Genomic DNA, 19,283 nt, shown 5'->3' on the forward strand with positions numbered 1-19,283 from the left:
GTCCGGTTCTCCGGACGAGCCCCGTCGCCGAGCCAGGGAGCAGCGCGTGAGCAGCACCGACGTCCTCGAGAAGCCCGACGTCCGCGAGGGCGACACCGGCAGCGCCAACGAGGTCTTCCACTACGTGCGCAAGAACAAGATCGCCGAGAGCGCGGTGATGGGCACCATGGTGGAGGCCCTGTGCGGCGAGGTGTTCCCCGTGACGAAGACCCCGAAGCCGGGCAGCCCGGTGTGCCCGGCCTGCAAGGAGATCTACCAGCAGCTCAAGAAGTGACGGTCGCCGTCCCCGCACGCGCGCCGGGGCGGGGCCTCACAGCGAGTCCAGTCCGCGGGCGCGCTCGAGCTTCTCGGCCCGTCGCTGCTGCCGGCGCTTCTCGTGGCGCCGCAGCGGGGCCGGCCAGCGCTCCTGGATCGTGGCGTTGAGCTCGGCGCCCAGCAGGATGGACATCCCGAAGAAGAAGCAGAAGAGCAGGACGGCGATCGGGGTGGCCAGCGCGCCGTAGGGCAGCGCCGCCACGAGGATGTCGGTGATGTAGATCCGCAGGATCGTCGCCGCGATCCAGAAGAAGACCATCGCCAGCAGCGTCCCGGGCAGGTGCCGCCGCCAGGGCAGCCGGCGCGGCAGGATCACGTGGTAGAAGCTCGTCAGCCCTACGAGCAGGCCGATCAGCACCACCGGCCCGTAGACCGCGCTGATCAGCACGGTGGCCGTGCCCTGCCAGTCCGGGGCGAACAGGTCCACGAGCAGGCCGGGGCCGAGGACCAGCAGCGGCAGGGTCAGCACCGCGAGCAGCAGCCCGACGACGAACAGCCACAGGGCCATCAGCCGCGTCGCGATCGGCCCGCGCACGTCGCGCTGGCCGTAGGCGATCACGATCGTGTTCATGAACGTGGCCGTCGCCGACGACCCCGCCCACAGGGTGATGAGGAAGCCGACGCTGACCACGTCGAGCCGGCCGGAGCCGAGGATGTCGGCCAGCGTCGGGCGGACCAGGTCGTCGACGACGTCGGCGGTGAGGGCGGTGGCCGAGGCGTCGACCAGCTGCTCCTCGATGCGGGCCACGGCGTCCCCGCCGATCCAGTCGCCGAGGTAGCCCAGCGAGCCGAGCAGACCGATGAGCAGGGGCGGGATGGAGAGCACCTGCCAGAAGGCGGCCTCGCCCGACAGCCCCAGGATGCGGTCCTGCCACGCCTTGGCGACCGTCCGGCCCAGCACGTGCGCCGGGACGCGGACCGGCGCGGTCCAGCGGGCGACGGCGCGGGGGCGGCCGGCGCCGGACGCGGTGCTCCCGCCGGACGGTTCGCCGTCCGGCGGGACGTCGAGGGGCTCGCCGGCGCGGGCGGGGGAGCCCCCGGGCAGCACGGCGCTCACCCGACCAGTGTGCACGCCGGGCACGCCCGGCTGCAGGTGACGACGGGTGTCGGCCGGCTCGGGGGACCCGGATCCGGCCGACACCGGCCTCATCCCGCCCGGCGTCCGACCGGCCGGCGCCCGGCCGGACCCGCCGCGGGGGCGGGTCCCGCGGCCGGCGGCGGCGCGTTCGGGTCGACCGGCTCCGCCGGGGGTGCCACCGGCACGCAGCGGATGCTGTCCTCGGCGGAGTACGACGTGCTGAACGTCTCGCGCCGGATCTCCGCCCCGGTCTGCAGGTCGCGGAAGATCCGCGTGACGGTCACGTCGAAGCCGCGCACGCCGGTCTGCGGGATGCACGAGCCGTCGGCGTCCGGCTTCTCCAGCGACCGCGGCTCGCGGTAGTTGGTCCGCGCCCCCTCCACGGCGTCGATCTCGTAGCGCTTGGTGCCGTAGAAGGTCACCGTGACCGAGCCGCCGCCCCCGGCGGCCGGTGCCCACGACGTGTCGACGAAGACGCCGGTGTCGGTGTCGTTGCGCCACTGCAGGTCGATCTGACCCTCGTAGACGGTCGCCTCCCGGCCGGCCGGGTAGCGGCTGATGTAGAAGGTGTGCGTCTTGTGGTAGACGTCCTCGAGGCCGGCGAAGAACACCGCGTTGAACATGGTCGTGGCGAACTGGCTGATGCCGCCGCCCACGGCGGTGGAGAGCTGGCCGCCGCTGATGACGTTGGCCGGCACGTACCCCTGCGCGGTGCCGCGCGGCCCGGTGAACGTGTTCAGGCTGAACGTCTCGCCGGGCAGGACGAGCGCGCCGTCGACCTCCTCGGCGACGACCCGGATGTTCGTGCCGCTGGCGTTGTTGGTCGTCGTGGTGGTGAAGCTGCTGATCTCCTCGCGGATGCCGAGGGCCTCGGCCTCGGCCGTGGTGAGGTCCGCGGGCACCGGGCCGAGGTCGACGGTCACCGACCGGGGGGCCGGGTCGGGCAGGACGCCGACGAGTTCCGTCGCGAGCGCCGCGGGGTCGATCCCCGTCCCCTCGACCGACGGGACGACGCGCACCGCGCCGCCGACGACCTCGAAGCGCGCGTCCTGCGCCGGCGTGCCGGACGCGGTGAGGTCGTCGCCCATCGCCTCCGCCAGCCGGACCGGGTCGACGCCGACCGTGAGCCGACCGTCCTCGCCGGGGCTGAACGTGAGGGAGGCGGCGATGGCCTCGACGGGGACCTCGACCTCCGCGCTGCCGTCCGCGCTGGTGACGACGACCGGCGCTGCCAGGCCCGGGGTGACCACCTCGTCGAGGACCTGCTGGGCCTCGTCCTCGGTGACCGCGACGGCGACCTCCTCGACGGGCAGGTCGATCGGGTCGGCCGGGTCGCCGGTGAGCAGGGCAGCGGTGATGGCGTCGGCGGCCGCCTCGCGGTCCAGTGCGCGGCCGGTGGCCGGCGGGACGACGCTCGGGGTGGTGCCGTCGATCGCGATCGTGGCGTCGACCGCGGCGAGATCGACCTCGTTGGCGAGGATGTCGAGGGCCGGGATGGCGTCCACGCCCTCGAGGACCGGGTCTACCTCGTGCTCGGTGAAGAAGCCGGTGAGCCGGGTCCAGGGGTTGAGCGACTGCTCGGGGGCGGCCGCCACGGTCTCCGCGCCGTCCAGCGCCACGCCGTCCGCGGCGGGCAGGAACGTCCTCGAGGCCTCCCCGGCCCGCAGCGTGTACTCGGCCGCGAACCCCTCCTGGAACCGCTCCTCGAGCTCGGCTGCGGCCGCGTCGGGCGAGAGCCCGCCGATGTCCACGCCGGCCACGACCGTGTTGCGGGGGACGTCGTCGCCCGCGACGAGCACGTCGACGCCGTAGGCGCCGCCCAGGACGACGAGCGCGGCCACCGGGGTCAGCACGGCGGGACGGCGCCACCAGGGGCGGCGGGCGGCGTCCGACGGGCCGGAGCCGCCGGGCCCGTCGGGCCCGTCGGGTCCGTCGAGGGCGCGGCCGCCGGTGGGCGCCGCGGGTGCGGGCGACGCGGGTGCGGGCGGCGCGGCCGGGGGCGGCGGCTGGTCCCCGGGGGCCTGCCCGGGCGCGAAGCGGATGTCGGCGGTGTTGTCCCACTGCGGCGCGGGCGCAGGCGTGGGGCCCGGCTCGGTCGCGGCCGGCGGCGGCGGGGACTGGTCGCCGGGCACGGGGCCGCGGTCGCGCGGGACGGGGCGGGTGTCGTCGGAGAACGGGGCCTGCGCTGCGTGCGGTGCCACCGGCGCCTGCTCGGCTGCCGGGGGCGCCGGCTCCGCGACCGGCGGTGCGGGCTCTGCGGCGGCAGGCGCGGGCTCCGCGGCGGGGGGCGCGACCTCCGCGGTGGCAGGCGTCGGCTCCTTGGCGGCGGGCTGGACCGCCGCGACCGGGGTTGACGGCTGCGCGGCGGGAGGCGTCGGCTCGGCGGCCGGAGGCGTCGGCTCGGTGGCCGGAGGCGCGACCGCTGCCGGCGGAGGCTCGACCGCCGCGACCGGGGGCGCCGGCTCCGCGGCGGGACCGGGGGAGGCCTCCGTGGGAGGCGCGGCCTCGGGCGGGCGGGATGGCTCGGGAGCCGGGCGCGCCGGCGGCACGACCGTGTCGTCCGGCTGGGTGGTCCCGTCAACGGACTGGGGGTGCTGCGGCATCAGGTGTTCCTCGGGTGGCCGTCGACCGGTGCTACCCGGGAACGACGGAGCCGCCGGTGTCCTTCGTCCGCATCACGCGAACGGGGGACACCGGCGGCGGCGTCGGGTGAGGGCTTCATCGCTGTCCGCGACGATAGCGCCTCGAACGGGTGAGACCGGGGCTACTCGCCGTCGGTCTCGATGATGTCGGCGGCCATGTCACGGAGCTTGCCCTCGTACTCGCGGGCGTGGTGCCCGCAGAACACGAGGTCGCTGCCACTGGGAAGGACGACCCGCACCTTGGCCAGCGCCCCGCAGCGGTCGCAGTGGAAGGGGACGACGAGGTCGTCGGCGGGCGTGGTCGTCGTCAGCGTCTGGGTCATCTGGGTCATCACTCGCTCTCTACCGCACGGACCCGCGATTGCGGATCGGCCTCCTGCACAGCGCCAGGATGGTCTCTCCTGTTCCCGGGCCGGCGGGTCGGTCGGCGGGACCCGCCGTGCGGCGGGGTGCCCGGGACCGATGGTGCCGGTGGGTCCAGCAGGGACTCAACTCTGGATGGTGCTGATCTGTCGTCGGTCGGTCGTGCTGTCGTGGTTCCGTGCACCGGGTCGTGCTCCGGCAGTGGGTCCGCTGCTGTTCTCTACGTGGCCAACGCTACGCCGGATACCCGACAGGTGTGGGCGTACACGGCACGTCCCGCACCAGAGGGTGAGATCGTGACCTCGTCGCAACAGAGGTCACTCCTGGCGCAACATCCCCGTCACGCCGACGGCCCCGGCCTCCACAGGGGAGACCGGGGCCGTCGTGAGCGCTGGAGCGGGTCGGTGCTCAGTCCAGGTAGTCGCGCAGCACCTGGGAGCGGCTGGGGTGGCGCAGCTTCGACATGGTCTTGGACTCGATCTGGCGGATCCGCTCGCGGGTCACCCCGTAGACCTGCCCGATCTCGTCGAGGGTGCGGGGCTGGCCGTCGGTCAGGCCGAACCGCAGCCGGACGACGCCGGCCTCCCGCTCGGAGAGGGTCTGCAGCACGCTGGTGAGCTGGTCCTGCATGAGCGTGAAGCTCACCGCGTCGACCGCCACCACGGCCTCGGAGTCCTCGATGAAGTCGCCGAGCTGGCTGTCGCCCTCGTCACCGATGGTCTGGTCGAGGCTGATGGGCTCCCGGGCGTACTGCTGGATCTCCAGCACCTTGTCCGGGGTGATGTCCATCTCCTTGGCGAGCTCCTCGGGCGTCGGCTCGCGGCCGAGGTCCTGGAGCAGCTCGCGCTGTATGCGGCCGAGCTTGTTGATGACCTCGACCATGTGCACCGGGATGCGGATGGTGCGGGCCTGGTCGGCCATGGCGCGGGTGATCGCCTGGCGGATCCACCACGTGGCGTACGTGGAGAACTTGTAGCCCTTGGTGTAGTCGAACTTCTCGACGGCACGGATCAGGCCGAGGTTGCCCTCCTGGATGAGGTCCAGGAAGGCCATGCCGCGGCCGGTGTAGCGCTTGGCCAGGGAGACCACGAGGCGGAGGTTGGCCTCCAGCAGGTGGTTCTTGGCGCGCTCGCCGTCGCGGACGATCCAGTTGAGGTCGCGGCGCAGCTGCGGGGAGAGCTTCTGCCCCTCCTCCTCGGCCTGGCGCAGGCGCTCGGCCGCGTAGAGCCCGGCCTCGATGCGCTTGGCGAGGTCGACCTCCTCCTCGGCGTTCAGCAGGGCCACCTTGCCGATCTGCTTGAGGTACGCGCGGACCGAGTCGGCCGAGGCCGTCATCTCGGCGTCCTTGCGGGCCTGCCGCAGCGCCTCGGACTCCTCCTCGTCGTCCCACTCGAAGTCGCCACCCTCGGTGGTCTCCTCGGCGGCGGGCTCGGCATCGGCGACGGCGACGCCGTCCGGGCCGGCCACGACGGTCTCGTCGAGCTTGAGACCCTCGCCGCCCTCGAGGACGGCGACCGCGGTCCCGTCGGAGGCGACGGCGGTCAGCACGGCGCCGCCCTCACCGCCGGACGACGGCGCGATGCTCGGCTTGGTGCGGCTGGTCTTGGCGGGGCTCTTCGCCGGGGCCTTCTTGCGGGCCGCTGGGGCGGCCTTGCCGGCGGCCGTCCTGGCGCGAGGGGTGCTCGCGGTGGCGGTGTCCGGTGCTGGCGTTTCGGCGGGCACTCAGGGTTCCTTCCCGTGCTGGGTCCCGTTCCCCGGGTGACCGATCGGTCCCCGGGCGACGGCCTCGACCCGCGCCGACGAGCGCGAGGTGGAACCCCGCGGCCCTGCGCGGCGTTTGACCGACGCGCGGCTGGGGGAAGCCTCTCGGCTGGGAGCGACGGGGGCGGGGCTCCACCATTGTAACGACGGTTCCGCCGTGTTCCACCGCCTTCGTCGTCCCGGCTCGCCCGGAGGGGCGACCTGCGCGTTTCCCGGGGCGGCCGCCGTCGGCCCGCGGAAGGGGCTAGTGGCCGATCCCCTCGGCCGCGGCGAGCGCCGCGCCGACGATGCCGGCGTCGTTGAGCAGCTGCGCCGGCACGACCGGCGTGCGGGTGGACAGCAGCGGCACCCACTTCGCGGCCTTCTTGCTGACCCCGCCGCCCACGATGATCAGATCCGGCCAGACCCCGACCTCCAGGACGTCGAGGTAGCGGTCCACCCGCTTGGCCCAGGCGGGGTAGCTCAGGTCCTCGCGCTCGCGGGCCGAGGCCGAGGCGCGCCGCTCGCCGTCCTCCCCGTCGACCTGGATGTGCCCGAACTCCGTGTTGGGGACGAGGACGCCGTCGGTGAACAGCGCGCTGCCGATGCCCGTGCCGAAGGTGAGCATCAGGACGACGCCGTCGTGCCCGCGACCGGCGCCGTAGCGCATCTCGGCGATCCCGGCGGCGTCCGCGTCGTTGAGCGTCTGCACCGTGCCGGGGATCCGCTCCTCGACGCCGGCGGCCAGGTTCGTGCCCAGCCAGCTCGGGTCGACGTTCGCCGCGGTGTACGCCACGCCCTTCTTCAGGACGCCGGGGAAGGTGACGCCGATCCGCTCGGTCCAGCCGAAGGAGGCGACGATCTCCGCGACCGTGTCGCACACCGGGTCGGGGTGCGCGGGCTGCGGGGTCGGGATGCGCACCCGCTCGCCGACGAGGGTGCCCTGGTCGAGGTCGACCACGCACCCCTTGATGCCACTGCCACCGATGTCCACCCCGAAGCCCTGCACGGCGCCACCGTAGCGGCGCTGCTGGAGGATCGCGGGGTGACCGATCCGAACCCCGCCGCCCTGCTCGCCCTGGCCGTCGCCACCGCCGGGGAGGCCGCCGACCTGATCGCGCGGGAGCGGGTGGGCGCGGCCGCCGACGTGGACACCAAGTCCAGCCCCACCGACGTCGTCACCGCCGTCGACCGGGCCGCCGAGGAGCTGATCACCGGCCGGCTGCTCGCCGCCCGGCCCGACGACGGCCTGCTGGGCGAGGAGGGGGCCGCGCGGGCCGGCAGCAGCGGCGTCCGCTGGATCGTCGATCCGGTCGACGGCACCGTGAACCTGCTCTACGGCCTGCCGGCCTTCTCCGTGTCCATCGCGGCGGAGGTGGACGGGCAGGTGGTGGCCGGCGTCGTGCACAACGTGCTCACGGGGGAGCAATACACGGCGACCCTGGGCGGTGGCGCGTACCTGGAGTCCCCCGCGGAGCCGGAGCCGGTGCGGCTCGCCGGCAGCAGCCCCGTGTCGCTGGAGCAGACCCTGGTCCTCACCGGCTTCGGCTACCGCGTGGAGCAGCGGCGCATCCAGGGCCGGATCGTCGCCGAGCTGCTCCCGCTGGTCCGCGACATCCGCCGGCACGGCTCCTCGGCGCTGGACCTGTGCACCGTGGCGGCGGGCCGCGTCGACGCCTACTACGAGGAGGGCCTCAGCCCGTGGGACCACGCGGCCGGCGCGCTGGTGGCGGCGGAGGCCGGGGTCGTCGTCACCGGCCTGCCGGGTCGCCGGTTCGCCGAGCCGATCGCCATCGCGGTGGCGCCGTCGGTGGCCGGTCCGTTCGTCGAGCTGCTGGGCCGCCTGCACGACGCCTGAGGGCGGGAACTCCCGGCTCAGGCCGTGCCGGAGCCGCAGACGTCCTGGGCCTCGGAGGCCGAGTCGAGCACGGCGGCGACCTCCTCGGCCGAGGCCAGGCCGGCGAACTCCGGGCCGAGCACGACGTCGACCACCTCGGTGGCCCGGGTGTCGACCCAGTCGCCGGCGCCGGGCACGTACACCGCGACGAACGAGGCGACCACGGTGCCGCGGCGGCCGTAGCGCAGCTCCCCGGTGCCGGCGACCTCCCGGCCGGTGTCGTCGTTGAGGACCTCCTCGACCTGGAAGCCGAACGACTGCAGCTGCGAGGCGACCTGCTGGGCCAGGCCCGCGGTGTCGGTGGCGTTGAGCACGCGCAGCGAGATCGTCGCCGGGTCCAGCGCGGGCGGAGCCTCCTCGGCCTCCTCGCAGGCGGCCTCGGCCTGCTCCTCCTTCTCGGCGGCGTCGCCGAGCACCTTCCACCAGACGCCGAACGCGGCGATGGCGAGGACCAGCAGGAAGATCAGTGGGGGAAGGGGGCGGCGGCCACTGCGCGGCCGGACCGCCGGACGGTCCGTCGTCGTGCTCACCGGTGCTCCAGTCCCACGGCGCGGGAGTCTATGGGCGCGGAGTGGGACTAGAGGGCACCGTCGTCCAGCGCGGCGCGTCCCAGCTCCACGCACGGGCCGATGCGCTCTGCGAAGCCGGTGGTGTCCTTGCCGGCCATGGCGCCGGCGGCCGAGCGGGCGACGATCCCCGCCACGATCGCGGCGAACTTGAAGAAGGCGAAGCCCACGTACCAGGAGAGGTCGGACAGGTCCGCGCCGCTGCGCTGCGCGTACCGCTCGGCGATCTCCCGCCGGGTGGGGAACCCGGGCAGCGTGGTCACGGTGCTGAGCACCGGGCGGTCCTCGCCGGCCTCCGGCCAGTACAGGAAGAGCATCCCGATGTCGGTCAGCGGGTCGCCGAGGGTGGACATCTCCCAGTCCAGGACGGCGCGGATGCCGCCCGGGGTCTCCGGGTCGAGCAGGCAGTTGTCCAGCCGGTAGTCGCCGTGCACGATCCCGGACCGCCGGCCGGCGGGCACCGTCTCCGCCAGCCGCGCGGCGAGGGCGTCCATGTCGGGGCGGTCCCGGTCGCGGGTGGCGTCCCACTGCTTCGTCCAGCGCCGCACCTGGCGCGCGGCGAAGCCCTCGGGGCGCCCGAAGTCGGCCAGCCCGACCGCGGCGGGGTCGACCGCGTGCAGGTCGGCCAGGACGTCGACCAGCCCGTCGCCGATCGCCCGGCGCTGCGCCGGGGTGTCGGCGTAGCCCGGGGGCAGCTCCTCGACGACGTGCACCCCCGTGACCTTCTCCATCACGTAGAACGGCGCGCCCAGCACGCCGGTGTCGGTGCACAGGTGCAGCGTCCGCGGCACGGGGACGGCGGTGTCGGCCAGCGCGGAGATGACCCGGTGCTCCCGCTCCATGTCGTGCGCGGTGGCCAGCACGGCGCCGGTCGGGGGCCGGCGCAGGATGACCGAGTCGTCCGCGGAGCCGCCCTCGGGCGTCACCACGTACGTGAGGTTGGACATGCCGGCGGCGATCAGCTCGACGTCCACCCGCCGCCAGCGCTCGTCGCCGAGCGCGCCGACGAGGTAGGGCCCGACGACGGCCGGATCAGCACCCACGGGAGTCGACACGGCCGCAGGGTAACCTCTGGCGCTCCGCGACCCCCCGGCCAGATCGGCGTGGATGTGTCGGTCGGCGGCAGCCGGGCACAAACCGGGGCCGGTCGGCGTTGGGGGGCCTGCCGGTCCGCTGCGCCGGCTCTCGAGTCGGGAACGGGGTGGCCCGGCGAGGGACACGAGCACGGACCAACCGGTCGCTTGTTGCGGCCGGCCAGGACGGTGGCGCCCCGCGCCCCCGTCGACCAGCCGGGCGAGAGCCCGACAGCACCCCGGAGGAGGGGCACACACATGGCCACCGACTACGACGCCCCGCGCCGCAACGAGGCGGACGAGCTCGGCGAGGACTCGCTCGAGGAGCTCAAGGCGCGACGCGCGGAGGCTCAGTCCTCGTCCGTCGACGTCGACGAGACGGACTTCAACGAGAACCTCGAACTGCCCGGCGCGGACCTGAGCAACGAGGAGCTCACCGTGCGGGTCCTGCCCAAGCAGGAGGACGAGTTCACCTGCTCGCGCTGCTTCCTGGTGCAGCACCGCACCCGACTGGCCGCCACCCGAGGCGACCAGCTGCTCTGCCGCGACTGCGCCTGAGGTAGCGGCCACCGGAACGCCACGAGGGGGACCATGAGCGGGCCGCTGCGCATCGGGCCGGAGCGCGAGGTGCCGCCACCGCGGCCGGTGCCCGGGCCCGGGACACCTCCGCCCGCCTCCGGCACGCCGGAAGCGGGCGGCGGCGCGGCCCGCGCTGCCCGGCTGCTCGCCGTGGCGGTGGCGGGGCTCCTGCGCGAGCCCGGCCACGAGGCGGCCGCGGGCCCCGGTGCGGCCGCCCGCGCCGTCGGCGGCGCCCTGCGTGACGTGGCGGCCGCCGTCGCCGCCGCGGTCGGGTCCGGTCGCGCCGGCGCCCCGGGCCGCACGGACGGCGTCGCGCCTCCCGGCGACCCGAGGTCGGGGGCGCTGCTGGGCGACCTGCTGGCCGCCGCAGCCCCGCGACTGCCCATCCGCGACGCCGCCCGGTTGCGGGCCGCGCACCCGGGCGCGACCGACGAGGAGATCGCCGACGCGCTGGTCGCCAGGGCCGGGCGGCTCACGGCCGCCGTCGGCGCGGCCACCGGCGGGCTCGCTGCCGCGCACTGGTTCGCGCCGCCGTCGCTCCTGGCACTTCCCCTGGAGCTGGCCGCCGAGACCGTCCTGACCGCCGCGGTGGAGGTCGTGCTGCTCGGCGAGCTGCACGAGCTGCACGGCCGCGCACCGGACGGCGACGCGCGCCGGCGGGCCGCCGCCTACCTGGCCGGCTGGTCGGCCCAGCGCTCGGTCGACCGGACGGGCGGCACCGGGCCGGCCTCGGTGCTGGGCGTCGTCGCCTTCTCCGCCCTGCGCCGCCGCCTGGGCCGCCGGCTGGCCCGGAGCGCTCCGGCCGCGGCGCCGTTCCTCCTGGGGGCCGCGCTGGGCGGGCGCGGCAACCGGAAGGCGACCGAGACGCTGGCCCGGCGGCTCCGGGCCGACCTCCGCGGGCCCCGGCCCTGAGCCTTATAGGGTCGCCGACGTGCTGCACCCCTCCGATCCCCCCGGCCGCGCCGAGGTGGAGGTGCCGGTCCGGCTGACCGCGCCGGAGGCGGTCGCGCCCCGCTACGCCCTGCCCGGCGACGCCGGCGCCGACCTGGCCCTCGCGGAGGACGTCGAGCTGGCGCCGTTCCAGCGCGCCCTCGTCGGCACGGGGGTGGCCGTGGCGATCCCGGAGGGGTACGCCGGGTTCGTCCACCCCCGGTCGGGGCTCGCCCACCGGCTCGGGCTGAGCCTGGTGAACGCACCGGGGACCATCGACGCCGGCTACCGGGGGGAGATCAAGGTGAATCTCGTGAACCTCGACCCGACCACGCCGCTCACGCTGCGGCGCGGTGACCGGGTCGCCCAGCTCGTCGTGCAGCCGGTGGTCCGGGCCCGGTTCGTGCCGGTCGAGGACCTGCCGGCGAGCGATCGCGGCGCCGGCGGCCACGGCTCCACCGGCCTGGGCGGGGAGGCCTGACATGCCGTTCGGAAAGCGTCGCAACCGCATCGACCGCAGCCTGCGCGAGAAGGGGGTCCCGCCCGAGCCGCAGCTCCGCGAGCGCGAGGTCGAGGAGACCACCGGTCCCTACGACGAGGTCGACGTGCCCGCAGACGGCGCCCCCCGCATCGACCTGGGCTCCCTGCGGCTGCCCGCGGTGGGCGGCACGGAGCTGCGGGTGGACCTCAACCAGCAGCAGAAGGTCGTGTCGGCCACCGTCCGCCACGGCGAGTCGATGCTGCAGGTGGCGGCCTTCGCGGCCCCGCGCGCCGGCGGCATCTGGGACGACGTCCGCGCCGACCTGGCCCGCTCCGCCTCGGGGCAGGGCGGCTCGCTCACGGAGGTCGACGGTCCCTTCGGCCGGGAGCTCGCCGGGCACGTGCGCGTGACCCCGCCGGCCCAGCCCGGGCAGGCGGCGCCGGCCCCCGAGCGGCGGGCCACGCGCTTCCTCGGCGTCGACGGCCCGCGCTGGTTCCTGCGCGGGATGATCAGCGGGCCCGCGGCAGCGAGCCCCGAGGCCGCCGCCCCGCTGGAGACGGTCTTCCGCGGGATCGTCGTCGTCCGCGGCTCGGCGCCGATGCCCGTGCGCGAGCAGCTGCCGCTCGCCCTGCCGCCGCAGGCCGCGGCGCAGGTCGCGGCCCAGCAGGCCGCCCGGCAGCAGGCCGGGGGCGCCGCCCGACCGGCCCCGCCACCGCAGCAGGCGTGACGCCGGGAGTGGCCTACGGGCCGCACCCGGACCAGTTCCTGGAGCTCTTCCTGCCCGACGGCGCCTCCCCGGCGCCCGTCGTCGTGGTCGTGCACGGCGGCTTCTGGCGTGCCGCGTACGGGGTGGAGCCGGCCCGCCCGCTGGCCGCCGACCTCGCGGCCGCCGGGTTCGCCGCCGTCGCCGTGGAGTACCGCCGGGTCGGCGCGGGCGGGGGCTGGCCGGAGACCGTCCAGGACCTCGCCGACGCCCTGGACGCGCTGCCCGGGCTCGAGGAGGCCGGCCGGCTGGACCTCTCGGACGTGACGGTCGTCGGGCACTCCGCCGGCGGGCACCTGGCCGCCTGGGCCGCGGCCCGCCCGCTGCTGCCCCCGGGTGCGCCGGGCGCCGGCCCCCGCGTCCGGGTCGCGGCCGCCGTCCTGCAGGCCGGGGTGCTCGACCTGGAGCGGGCCGCCGAGCAGGACCTGGGCCGCGGGGCCGTGCGGAACCTGCTCGGCGGGCCGCCGACGCCGGACGTCGCCGCACTGGCCAGCCCGGTCCGGCTGCTGCCCACCGGCGCCGAGGTCCTCTGCGTGCACGGCACGGAGGACGACGTCGTCCCGCCCGAGCAGAGCGAGCGCTACGTGCAGGCGGCCACGCGTGCCGGGGACCGCGCCGAGCTGCGGCTGGTGCCCGGGGACCACATGTCGCTCGTCGATCCGGAGGGGCCTGCCTGGGGTCTGGTGCGGGAGTGGCTGCGCTCCCGTGCCGCCCGCGCCGCCGCCGGAGCTACCCTGGATCCGTGACAGAGACCCGGCCGAGCGGCTGGTTCACCCGGACCCTGCAGCGGCTCACCGCCGACGACCACACCCGTGACGCCGAGCAGTTGCGCGACGAGGCCGCCAGCGCCGGCTGCGAGGCCGTCAGCGCCTGCCGCAGGGGCGCGGTGGTCACCGTGACCGGGCGGCTGAAGTCGGTCGTCTACACGCCCCGGGAGACCGTGCCCACCCTCGAGGCCGAGCTGTTCGACGGCTCGGGTTCGGTCACGCTGGTCTGGCTGGGGCGCCGGCGCATCGCCGGCATCGAGCCCGGGCGCACGCTCACCGCGCGCGGCCGCTTCGGCTCGTTCGAGGGTCGCGAGGTCATCTACAACCCCTGGTACGAGCTGGGCGTCGGGTGACGGCTGAGGCCGGGAACGACCGCCCACCGGGCGGGGCGACGGAGGAGGAGCGGTCCGCCGCCGACGACGGCGGTAGCCGGACCCCGGTGTTCGACCGCCACCTCGTGCTCGACCAGCTGGGCGGCTGGCGCGGGATGGTCGACGCCACGCTGCCGACCGTCGCGTTCATCGTCGCCAACTCCCTCGGTGGGCTGCGCGTCGGCATCTGGAGCGCGCTGGGTGCGGCCCTCCTCGTGTTCCTGCTGCGCATGGCCCGGCGGGAGAGCATCCAGCAGGCCGTCAGCGGGCTGTTCGCGGTCGGCGTCGCGGTGGCCATCGCGGCCTACTCGGGCCAGGCCCGCGACTTCTACGTCGTCGGCATCATCCGCAACGTGGGGATCGGCCTGCTGCTGCTCGGCTCGGTGCTGGTGCGCTGGCCGCTGGTCGGGGTCATCGCCGAGTTCCTCGCGCCGAGCCACCTGGGGGCGATGGCGACCACCACGGCGCACCCGCCGGGCATGCGCGGCCGCCTGCACCGCGCCTCGGCGGTCCTGCAGCCGGCGGAGCGCGACCCCGACACCGGCACCCGCGCCGCCGATCCCGCGGCGGAGTGCCACTGGCGCGACGACCGCCGGCTGGTGCGCGCCTACGGCTGGCTGACCGTCCTGTGGGGGGCGGTCTTCCTCCTGCGGGCGGCGATCACCGGCCCGCTGTACTTCCTGAGCGAGGACGACGACGCCACGGCGCTCGGCGTCGTCTCGCTGCTGCTGGGCATCCCCGTGACGGTCGTCGAGCTCGCCGTGACGCTGTGGGTCATCGCGCGGCTGCACCGCCACCGCGCCCCGGCGCTCCCCCCGCGCGCCGCCTGACCGGCCGCCGCGCTCAGCGGGCGGCGGAGAGGACCTCCTGCAGCTGCTCCTCGACGTCGGCATGGGTGACGAACAGCAGCTCGTCGCCGGCCTCCAGCGGCTCGTCCGGGCTGGGGGTGATCACGCGGTCGCCGCGCAAGATCGCCGTCAGCACCGTCTCGCGGGGCAGGGGCACCTCGCGCAGCGGCTTGCCGACCCACGGGGTGTCCTCGGCGAGGGTGATCTCCACGAGGTTGGCCGCGCCCTTGCGGAAGGTCATCAGCCGGACCACGTCGCCGACGGTCACGGCCTCCTCGACCAGCGCGGCCAGGACGCGCGGGGTGGAGACGGCGACGTCGACCCCCCAGGCCTCGGTGTAGAGCCACTCGTTGCGCGGGTCCTTGACGCGGGCGACCACGCGGTTGACGGCGAACTCCGTCTTGGCCAGCAGCGACACGACCAGGTTGGCCTTGTCGTCGCCGGTGGCGGCGACCACGACGTCGCAGGTGGCGAGCTGGGCCTCCTCGAGCGAGGACACCTCGCACGCGTCGGCCTGCACCCACTCGGCCCCCGGGACGGCACGGGTCCGCACCTTCCTCGGGTCCTTCTCGATGAGCATCACGGTGTGCCCGTTGCTCAGCAGCTCCCCGGCGATCGAGCGGCCGACGGCGCCCGCGCCCACGATGGCGACCCGCATCAGTCCTGCCCTCTCTCGGGGCCGCGCTCGACGATCTGGTGCACCCGCGCGGTGATCGCGTCGGTGGCGGCGAGCACGATCTGGTCGCCGTCCTGGAGCACGGTGGTCTGCGTGGCCAGCTGCGCCTCGCCGAACCGGACCAGCCAGGCCGCCCGCGCGCTAGTGGCCTGCTCCAGCTCGGCGAGCGGATGCCCCACCCACACGTCGGTGACGGTGACCCGCAGCATCAGCACCTGGCCGGTCGGTTCCCGCCACAGCTCGTTGACCTTGACCGACAGCAGCTCGCGCAGCAGGCGGTTCACCGTCCAGGGGACGGTGGCCACGCTCGGGATGCCCATCCGCTCGTAGACCTCCGCCCGCTTGGAGTCGTAGATGCGGGCGACGACGTGCTGGACGCCGAACGTCTCGCGGGCCACGCGGGCGCTGATGATGTTCGAGTTGTCGCCGCTGCTGACCGCGGCGAAGGCGCCGGCGGAGTCGATGCCGGCGTCCAGCAGCGTCTGCCGGTCGAACCCCAGGCCGGTGACCTGGCGCCCGGTGAAGTCCGGACCGAGCCGGCGGAAGGCCTCGGGGTCCTGGTCGATGACCGCGACGCTGTGGCCGACCTCCTCCAGCCGCCGCGCGATGGCCGAGCCGACGCGGCCGCAGCCCATGACGACCACGTGCACGTGTCGCTCCTCATCCGGGGGTGGGATCTGGGAGGCGTGCGTCCCACCCGCACCGCGCGCGAAGCTACACCCGCCGGGGCCTGCGGGGTGGGGGCCGGGGGGAGGTCCCTCTCACGGGCGGGGTGCGCGCCGCGCCGCGGCGCGATGCGGCCGGTCGTCCGTACCATCGCCGCCGTGCCATCGCTGTCCGACCTCGGACAACTCCCGAAACGGCTCGTCCTCGGCCGCCCGGTCCGCAGCGACCGGCTGGGTGAGTCGCTGCTGCCCAAGCGGTACGCGCTGCCGATCTTCGCCAGCGACCCGCTCTCCTCCGTGGCCTACGCCACCCAGGAGATCCTGATCGTCCTGACGCTGGCCGGCACGGCGTTCCTCTACCTGGCGCCCTGGCTGGCCGCCGCCGTCGTGGTGCTGCTCATCACGGTGGTCCTCAGCTACCGCCAGGTGGTCCACGCCTACCCCTCGGGCGGCGGCGACTACGAGGTCGCCATGAAGAACCACGGGCAGTTCGCCGGGCTCACGGTGGCCAGCGCCCTGCTCGTGGACTACGTCATGACGGTCGCGGTGTCGGTGTCGGCGGGCACCGACAACATCATCTCGGCGTTCCCGGGCCTCGACGAGCACCGCGTGGCCATCGCCGTCGGCCTCGTCGCCCTCCTGGCCGCGGCGAATCTCCGCGGCCTGCGCGAGTCGGGCCGGGCGTTCGCCGTCCCCACCTACCTGTTCATCAGCGGCATCGCGGTCATGATCGTGACCGGCCTCGTCCGCTGGTTCGCCACCGACGGCGCCCTGGCCGCGGAGACCGCCGGGTACACGGTGACGCCGGAGCCCGCCTACGAGCAGCTCGGCGGGCTGGCGCTGCTGTTCTTCGCGCTGCGCGCGTTCGCGTCGGGTTGCACCGCGCTGACGGGGGTGGAGGCGATCGCCAACGGGGTGCCCGCCTTCCGGCCGCCCAAGAGCAGGAACGCGGCCAGCACCCTCGCGCTGATGGGCGGCATCGCCGCCACCATGTTCGTCGGCGTGACCGCGCTGGCCCTGCTGACCGACGTGAAGTACGTCGAGCACGCCTGCGACCTCGAGGGCTTCGCCGACTGCGAGACCGAGCCCCAGCGCACCGTCATCGCCCAGCTCGCCGCGGTCACGTTCGGCGGCGACACGTCGGTCGGGTTCTTCTTCGTGCAGGCCGCGACCGCGCTGGTGCTGGTCCTCGCGGCCAACACCGCCTTCAACGGCTTCCCGCTGCTGGGCTCGGTCCTGGCGCAGGACCGCTTCCTGCCGCGCCAGCTGCACACCCGCGGCGACAAGCTGGTCTTCAGCAACGGCATCCTGCTGCTCGCCGGTTTCGCCGCCCTGATGATCATCGCGTTCGAGGCCGACGTCACCCGGCTCATCCAGCTCTACATCATCGGGGTCTTCACCAGCTTCACGATCGGCCAGTGGGGGATGGTGCGGCACTGGCGGCGCGAGCTCGGCCTCGAGCGGGACCCGGCCGCGCGCCGCCGGATGCGCCGCTCGCAGGTGATCAACACCGTCGGCGGCTCGCTCACCACCGTCGTCCTGGTGATCATCGTCGTCACGAAGTTCACCCACGGCGCCTGGCTGGTCATCGCGGTGATGCCGGTCCTGTTCCTCCTCATGCGCGCGATCAACCGGCACTACTCGCACGTCTCCGCGCAGCTGGTGCCCGACACCGACGCCCGGACGCTGCCGAGCCGGGTGAACGCCATCGTCCTGGTCTCCAAGGTGCACAAGCCGACGCTGCGGGCGCTGGCCTTCGCCCGCGCCACCCGGCCCGACGCGCTCACCGCGCTCACCGTCGACGTCGACGACACCGAGCTGCGGGGGCTGCAGGCCGACTGGGAGCGCTACGACATCCCGGTGCCGCTCACGGTCCTCGAGTCGCCGTACCGGGAGATCACCCGCCCCGTCGTCGACTACGTCAAGGCGATCCGCCGGAAGAGCCCGCGCGACCTGGTCGTCGTGTTCGTGCCCCAGTACGTGGTCGGCCACTGGTGGGAGAACCTGCTGCACAACCAGAGCGCCCTGCGGCTGCGCGCCCGACTGCAGTTCCAGCCCGGCGTCATGATCACCACCGTGCCGTGGCAGCTGGAGAGCTCGGTCGGCCGGGACCTCGACGACCGCCGCGGCGGCCCGGCCCCGGGTGACCTCCGCCGGGGCATCACCGACGACGCCGAGGACACGCCGTATGGCTGATCGCCGGGCCCGGCCGCCCCGCGCGCCCCGGCCGGCTCGCGCGGACCGCGGTCTGGGCTGGGCAGGGCGCCGGTTCGAGGTCGAGGTCGGGGCGGTCGCCCACGGCGGGCACTGCGTGGCCCGGCACGAGGGCCGCGTCGTCTTCGTCCGGCACGCGCTGCCGGGGGAACGGGTCGTCGTGCAGGTCACCGAGGACCGCCACCCCGGGTACTGCCGGGCCGATGCCGTCGAGGTGGTCGAGGGCTCCGAGCACCGCGTCGAGCGGCCCTGCCCCCACAGCGGCCCCGGCCGCTGCGGTGGCTGCGACTGGCAGCACGTCTCCTTCGCCGAGCAGCACCGGCTCAAGGCCGCCGTCGTCCGCGAGCAGCTGGGGCGGTCGGCCGGGTCGGCCGCCGACCCGGTGATCGCCGGCCTCGTGGTCGAGGAGCTGCCCGGCGGCTCGCTGCGCTGGCGCTCCCGCGCCCGGTTCGCGGTGGACCGCGCGGGGACGCCGGGGCTGCGCCGGCACCGCTCGCACGACGTCGTCGTCCTCGACGACTGCCCGATCACCGCGGAGCCGGCGGCGGCCGCGGTGCTGCAGCGCCGCTGGCCCGGCGCCGGCGCGGTCGACGTCGCGGTGGACTCGACCGGCGCGGTCACCACCACCCGCCTGGACCGGCGGGGGCACCCGACGTCCTCGCGCGTCCTGCGGCCCGGCGGCGGCCTGCCCGAGGAGCCGGGGGCCCGCGCCGCCCGAACGGCCGGGGGGCGCGACTGGGAGGTCGAGGGGACCGGCTTCTGGCAGGTCCACCCGGCCGCCGCCGACGCGCTGGTGTCGGCGGTGGCGGCGTTCGCCGCGGTGGCGCCGGGGGAGACCGTCCTCGACCTCTATGCCGGAGCCGGACTCTTCGGTGGCGCGCTGGCGCCCGCCGCCGGGCCGGAGGGTCGCGTGGTCTGCGTGGAGGCCGACGGGGAGGCGTGCGCCGCGGCGGAGGCCAACCTGGCCGGTCTCCCGCAGGCCGAGGTGTGGCAGGGCGAGGTCGACGCCGAGGGGCTGGCCGGGCTGCTGGACGACCTGGGCGGCGCCCCGTCGGTCGTCGTCCTGGATCCCCCGCGGGCCGGGGCGGGCGGGGCGGTGAGTCGCGTCCTGGCCGGCTCGGGCGCGCGGGCGGTCGTCTACGTGGCCTGCGACCCGGCCGCGCTCGCCCGCGACGTCGGCGCGTTCGCCGCCGAGGGCTGGCGGCTCGCCGGCCTGCGCGCGTTCGACGCCTTCCCGATGACGGCCCACGTCGAGTGCGTGGCGCTGCTCGTCCCCGGCGCGTGATTCCTGGGCGACCGGAAGGACCCGGGGCCG

General features: G+C 75.3%; 20 protein-coding genes. 11 read left to right on the forward strand and 9 right to left on the reverse strand.

Translation table 11 applies throughout. The features are described 5' to 3' along the window. The first annotated feature begins 46 nt into the window (after positions 1-46). Positions 47-274: a DUF3039 domain-containing protein gene (locus tag BMY88_RS00405; RefSeq protein WP_091939008.1), complete on the forward strand. Its 228-nt coding sequence runs from the start codon at positions 47-49 to the stop codon at positions 272-274. Positions 275-310: 36 nt separating this feature from the next. Here the strand turns inward: BMY88_RS00405 and BMY88_RS00410 are convergent, their stop codons facing one another. From BMY88_RS00410 to ppgK, 5 genes are all read right to left on the reverse strand, one after another. Continuing rightward, positions 311-1,372, reverse strand: coding sequence for a YhjD/YihY/BrkB family envelope integrity protein (locus BMY88_RS00410; protein ID WP_091939891.1), 1,062 nt, complete (start codon positions 1,370-1,372; stop codon positions 311-313). Between the two features lie 89 nt (positions 1,373-1,461). Continuing rightward, positions 1,462-3,594 (reverse strand): VanW family protein, encoded by a 2,133-nt coding sequence (locus tag BMY88_RS00415; protein ID WP_244524379.1) that lies wholly within the window; start codon positions 3,592-3,594, stop codon positions 1,462-1,464. 563 nt (positions 3,595-4,157) lie between these two features. Further along, positions 4,158-4,367, reverse strand: coding sequence for a DUF7455 domain-containing protein (locus tag BMY88_RS00420; RefSeq protein ID WP_211435403.1), 210 nt, complete (start codon positions 4,365-4,367; stop codon positions 4,158-4,160). A 439-nt stretch (positions 4,368-4,806) separates the two neighbouring features. Continuing rightward, positions 4,807-6,120 (reverse strand): RNA polymerase sigma factor, encoded by a 1,314-nt coding sequence (locus BMY88_RS00425; protein WP_091939011.1) that lies wholly within the window; start codon positions 6,118-6,120, stop codon positions 4,807-4,809. Positions 6,121-6,403: 283 nt separating this feature from the next. Then, entirely contained in the window at positions 6,404-7,147 is a 744-nt protein-coding gene (gene ppgK / locus BMY88_RS00430) for a polyphosphate--glucose phosphotransferase (RefSeq protein ID WP_091939013.1), read from the reverse strand. A gap of 36 nt (positions 7,148-7,183) precedes the next feature. Here ppgK and BMY88_RS00435 point away from each other — a divergent pair, with 36 nt between their 5' ends. Then, complete coding sequence (locus BMY88_RS00435; protein WP_091939015.1) at positions 7,184-7,996, forward strand: inositol monophosphatase family protein; 813 nt, start codon at positions 7,184-7,186, stop codon at positions 7,994-7,996. Positions 7,997-8,013: 17 nt separating this feature from the next. On the opposite strand, the gene BMY88_RS00440 is transcribed toward BMY88_RS00435, so the two are convergent. Continuing rightward, entirely contained in the window at positions 8,014-8,565 is a 552-nt protein-coding gene (locus BMY88_RS00440) for a LytR C-terminal domain-containing protein (protein WP_091939018.1), read from the reverse strand. A 47-nt stretch (positions 8,566-8,612) separates the two neighbouring features. After that, positions 8,613-9,656 (reverse strand): phosphotransferase family protein, encoded by a 1,044-nt coding sequence (locus BMY88_RS00445; protein WP_091939019.1) that lies wholly within the window; start codon positions 9,654-9,656, stop codon positions 8,613-8,615. 276 nt (positions 9,657-9,932) lie between these two features. On the opposite strand from BMY88_RS00445, the gene BMY88_RS00450 reads away from it, so the two are divergent. The 7 genes from BMY88_RS00450 to BMY88_RS00480 are packed head-to-tail and all read left to right on the forward strand — an operon-like array spanning position 9,933 to position 14,395. Then, positions 9,933-10,232 carry a DUF4193 domain-containing protein gene (locus BMY88_RS00450; RefSeq protein WP_091939021.1) on the forward strand — a complete coding sequence of 100 codons (300 nt, stop codon included), beginning with the start codon at positions 9,933-9,935 and terminating at the stop codon, positions 10,230-10,232. 33 nt (positions 10,233-10,265) lie between these two features. Next, complete coding sequence (locus tag BMY88_RS00455; protein ID WP_091939023.1) at positions 10,266-11,165, forward strand: hypothetical protein; 900 nt, start codon at positions 10,266-10,268, stop codon at positions 11,163-11,165. 19 nt (positions 11,166-11,184) lie between these two features. Next, positions 11,185-11,664, forward strand: a complete 480-nt coding sequence (dut, locus tag BMY88_RS00460) for a dUTP diphosphatase (protein ID WP_244524380.1) — start codon at positions 11,185-11,187, stop codon at positions 11,662-11,664. A gap of 1 nt (position 11,665) precedes the next feature. Continuing rightward, the gene (locus BMY88_RS00465) at positions 11,666-12,391 is read left to right on the forward strand and encodes a DUF3710 domain-containing protein (RefSeq protein ID WP_091939026.1); all 726 of its coding nucleotides are present in this window, start codon (positions 11,666-11,668) and stop codon (positions 12,389-12,391) included. Further along, entirely contained in the window at positions 12,388-13,173 is a 786-nt protein-coding gene (locus BMY88_RS00470; RefSeq protein ID WP_091939028.1) for an alpha/beta hydrolase family protein, read from the forward strand. Before BMY88_RS00465 ends, BMY88_RS00470 begins: the two co-directional genes overlap by 4 nt. Then, complete coding sequence (locus BMY88_RS00475; RefSeq protein ID WP_091939030.1) at positions 13,170-13,547, forward strand: OB-fold nucleic acid binding domain-containing protein; 378 nt, start codon at positions 13,170-13,172, stop codon at positions 13,545-13,547. The genes BMY88_RS00470 and BMY88_RS00475 overlap by 4 nt, the downstream gene beginning before the upstream one ends. After that, positions 13,544-14,395 (forward strand): DUF3159 domain-containing protein, encoded by an 852-nt coding sequence (locus BMY88_RS00480; protein WP_244524381.1) that lies wholly within the window; start codon positions 13,544-13,546, stop codon positions 14,393-14,395. Before BMY88_RS00475 ends, BMY88_RS00480 begins: the two co-directional genes overlap by 4 nt. Before the next feature lie 13 nt (positions 14,396-14,408). Here BMY88_RS00480 and BMY88_RS00485 read toward each other — a convergent pair whose 3' ends face one another. After that, positions 14,409-15,071: a potassium channel family protein gene (locus BMY88_RS00485; RefSeq protein ID WP_091939032.1), complete on the reverse strand. Its 663-nt coding sequence runs from the start codon at positions 15,069-15,071 to the stop codon at positions 14,409-14,411. Further along, entirely contained in the window at positions 15,071-15,739 is a 669-nt protein-coding gene (locus BMY88_RS00490) for a potassium channel family protein (protein WP_091939034.1), read from the reverse strand. Before BMY88_RS00490 ends, BMY88_RS00485 begins: the two co-directional genes overlap by 1 nt. A 174-nt stretch (positions 15,740-15,913) precedes the next feature. On the opposite strand from BMY88_RS00490, the gene BMY88_RS00495 reads away from it, so the two are divergent. Together BMY88_RS00495 and BMY88_RS00500 are read left to right on the forward strand one after the other, a co-directional pair. After that, positions 15,914-17,950 (forward strand): APC family permease, encoded by a 2,037-nt coding sequence (locus tag BMY88_RS00495; protein ID WP_091939899.1) that lies wholly within the window; start codon positions 15,914-15,916, stop codon positions 17,948-17,950. Then, positions 17,943-19,253 (forward strand): class I SAM-dependent RNA methyltransferase, encoded by a 1,311-nt coding sequence (locus BMY88_RS00500; protein WP_091939035.1) that lies wholly within the window; start codon positions 17,943-17,945, stop codon positions 19,251-19,253. Before BMY88_RS00495 ends, BMY88_RS00500 begins: the two co-directional genes overlap by 8 nt. Positions 19,254-19,283: the final 30 nt, after the last annotated feature.

This window comes from Trujillonella endophytica (assembly GCF_900110555.1).
Lineage (GTDB): Bacteria > Actinomycetota > Actinomycetes > Mycobacteriales > Geodermatophilaceae > Trujillonella > Trujillonella endophytica.

Coding starts and splice junctions, on each gene's coding strand:
- BMY88_RS00455 (WP_091939023.1), top strand. CDS start 10,266: ATGAGCGGGCCGCTGCGCATCGGGCCGGAGCGCGAGGTGCCGCCACCG.
- BMY88_RS00450 (WP_091939021.1), top strand. CDS start 9,933: ATGGCCACCGACTACGACGCCCCGCGCCGCAACGAGGCGGACGAGCTC.
- BMY88_RS00485 (WP_091939032.1), bottom strand. CDS start 15,071: ATGCGGGTCGCCATCGTGGGCGCGGGCGCCGTCGGCCGCTCGATCGCC.
- BMY88_RS00465 (WP_091939026.1), top strand. CDS start 11,666: ATGCCGTTCGGAAAGCGTCGCAACCGCATCGACCGCAGCCTGCGCGAG.
- BMY88_RS00420 (WP_211435403.1), bottom strand. CDS start 4,367: ATGACCCAGATGACCCAGACGCTGACGACGACCACGCCCGCCGACGAC.
- BMY88_RS00500 (WP_091939035.1), top strand. CDS start 17,943: ATGGCTGATCGCCGGGCCCGGCCGCCCCGCGCGCCCCGGCCGGCTCGC.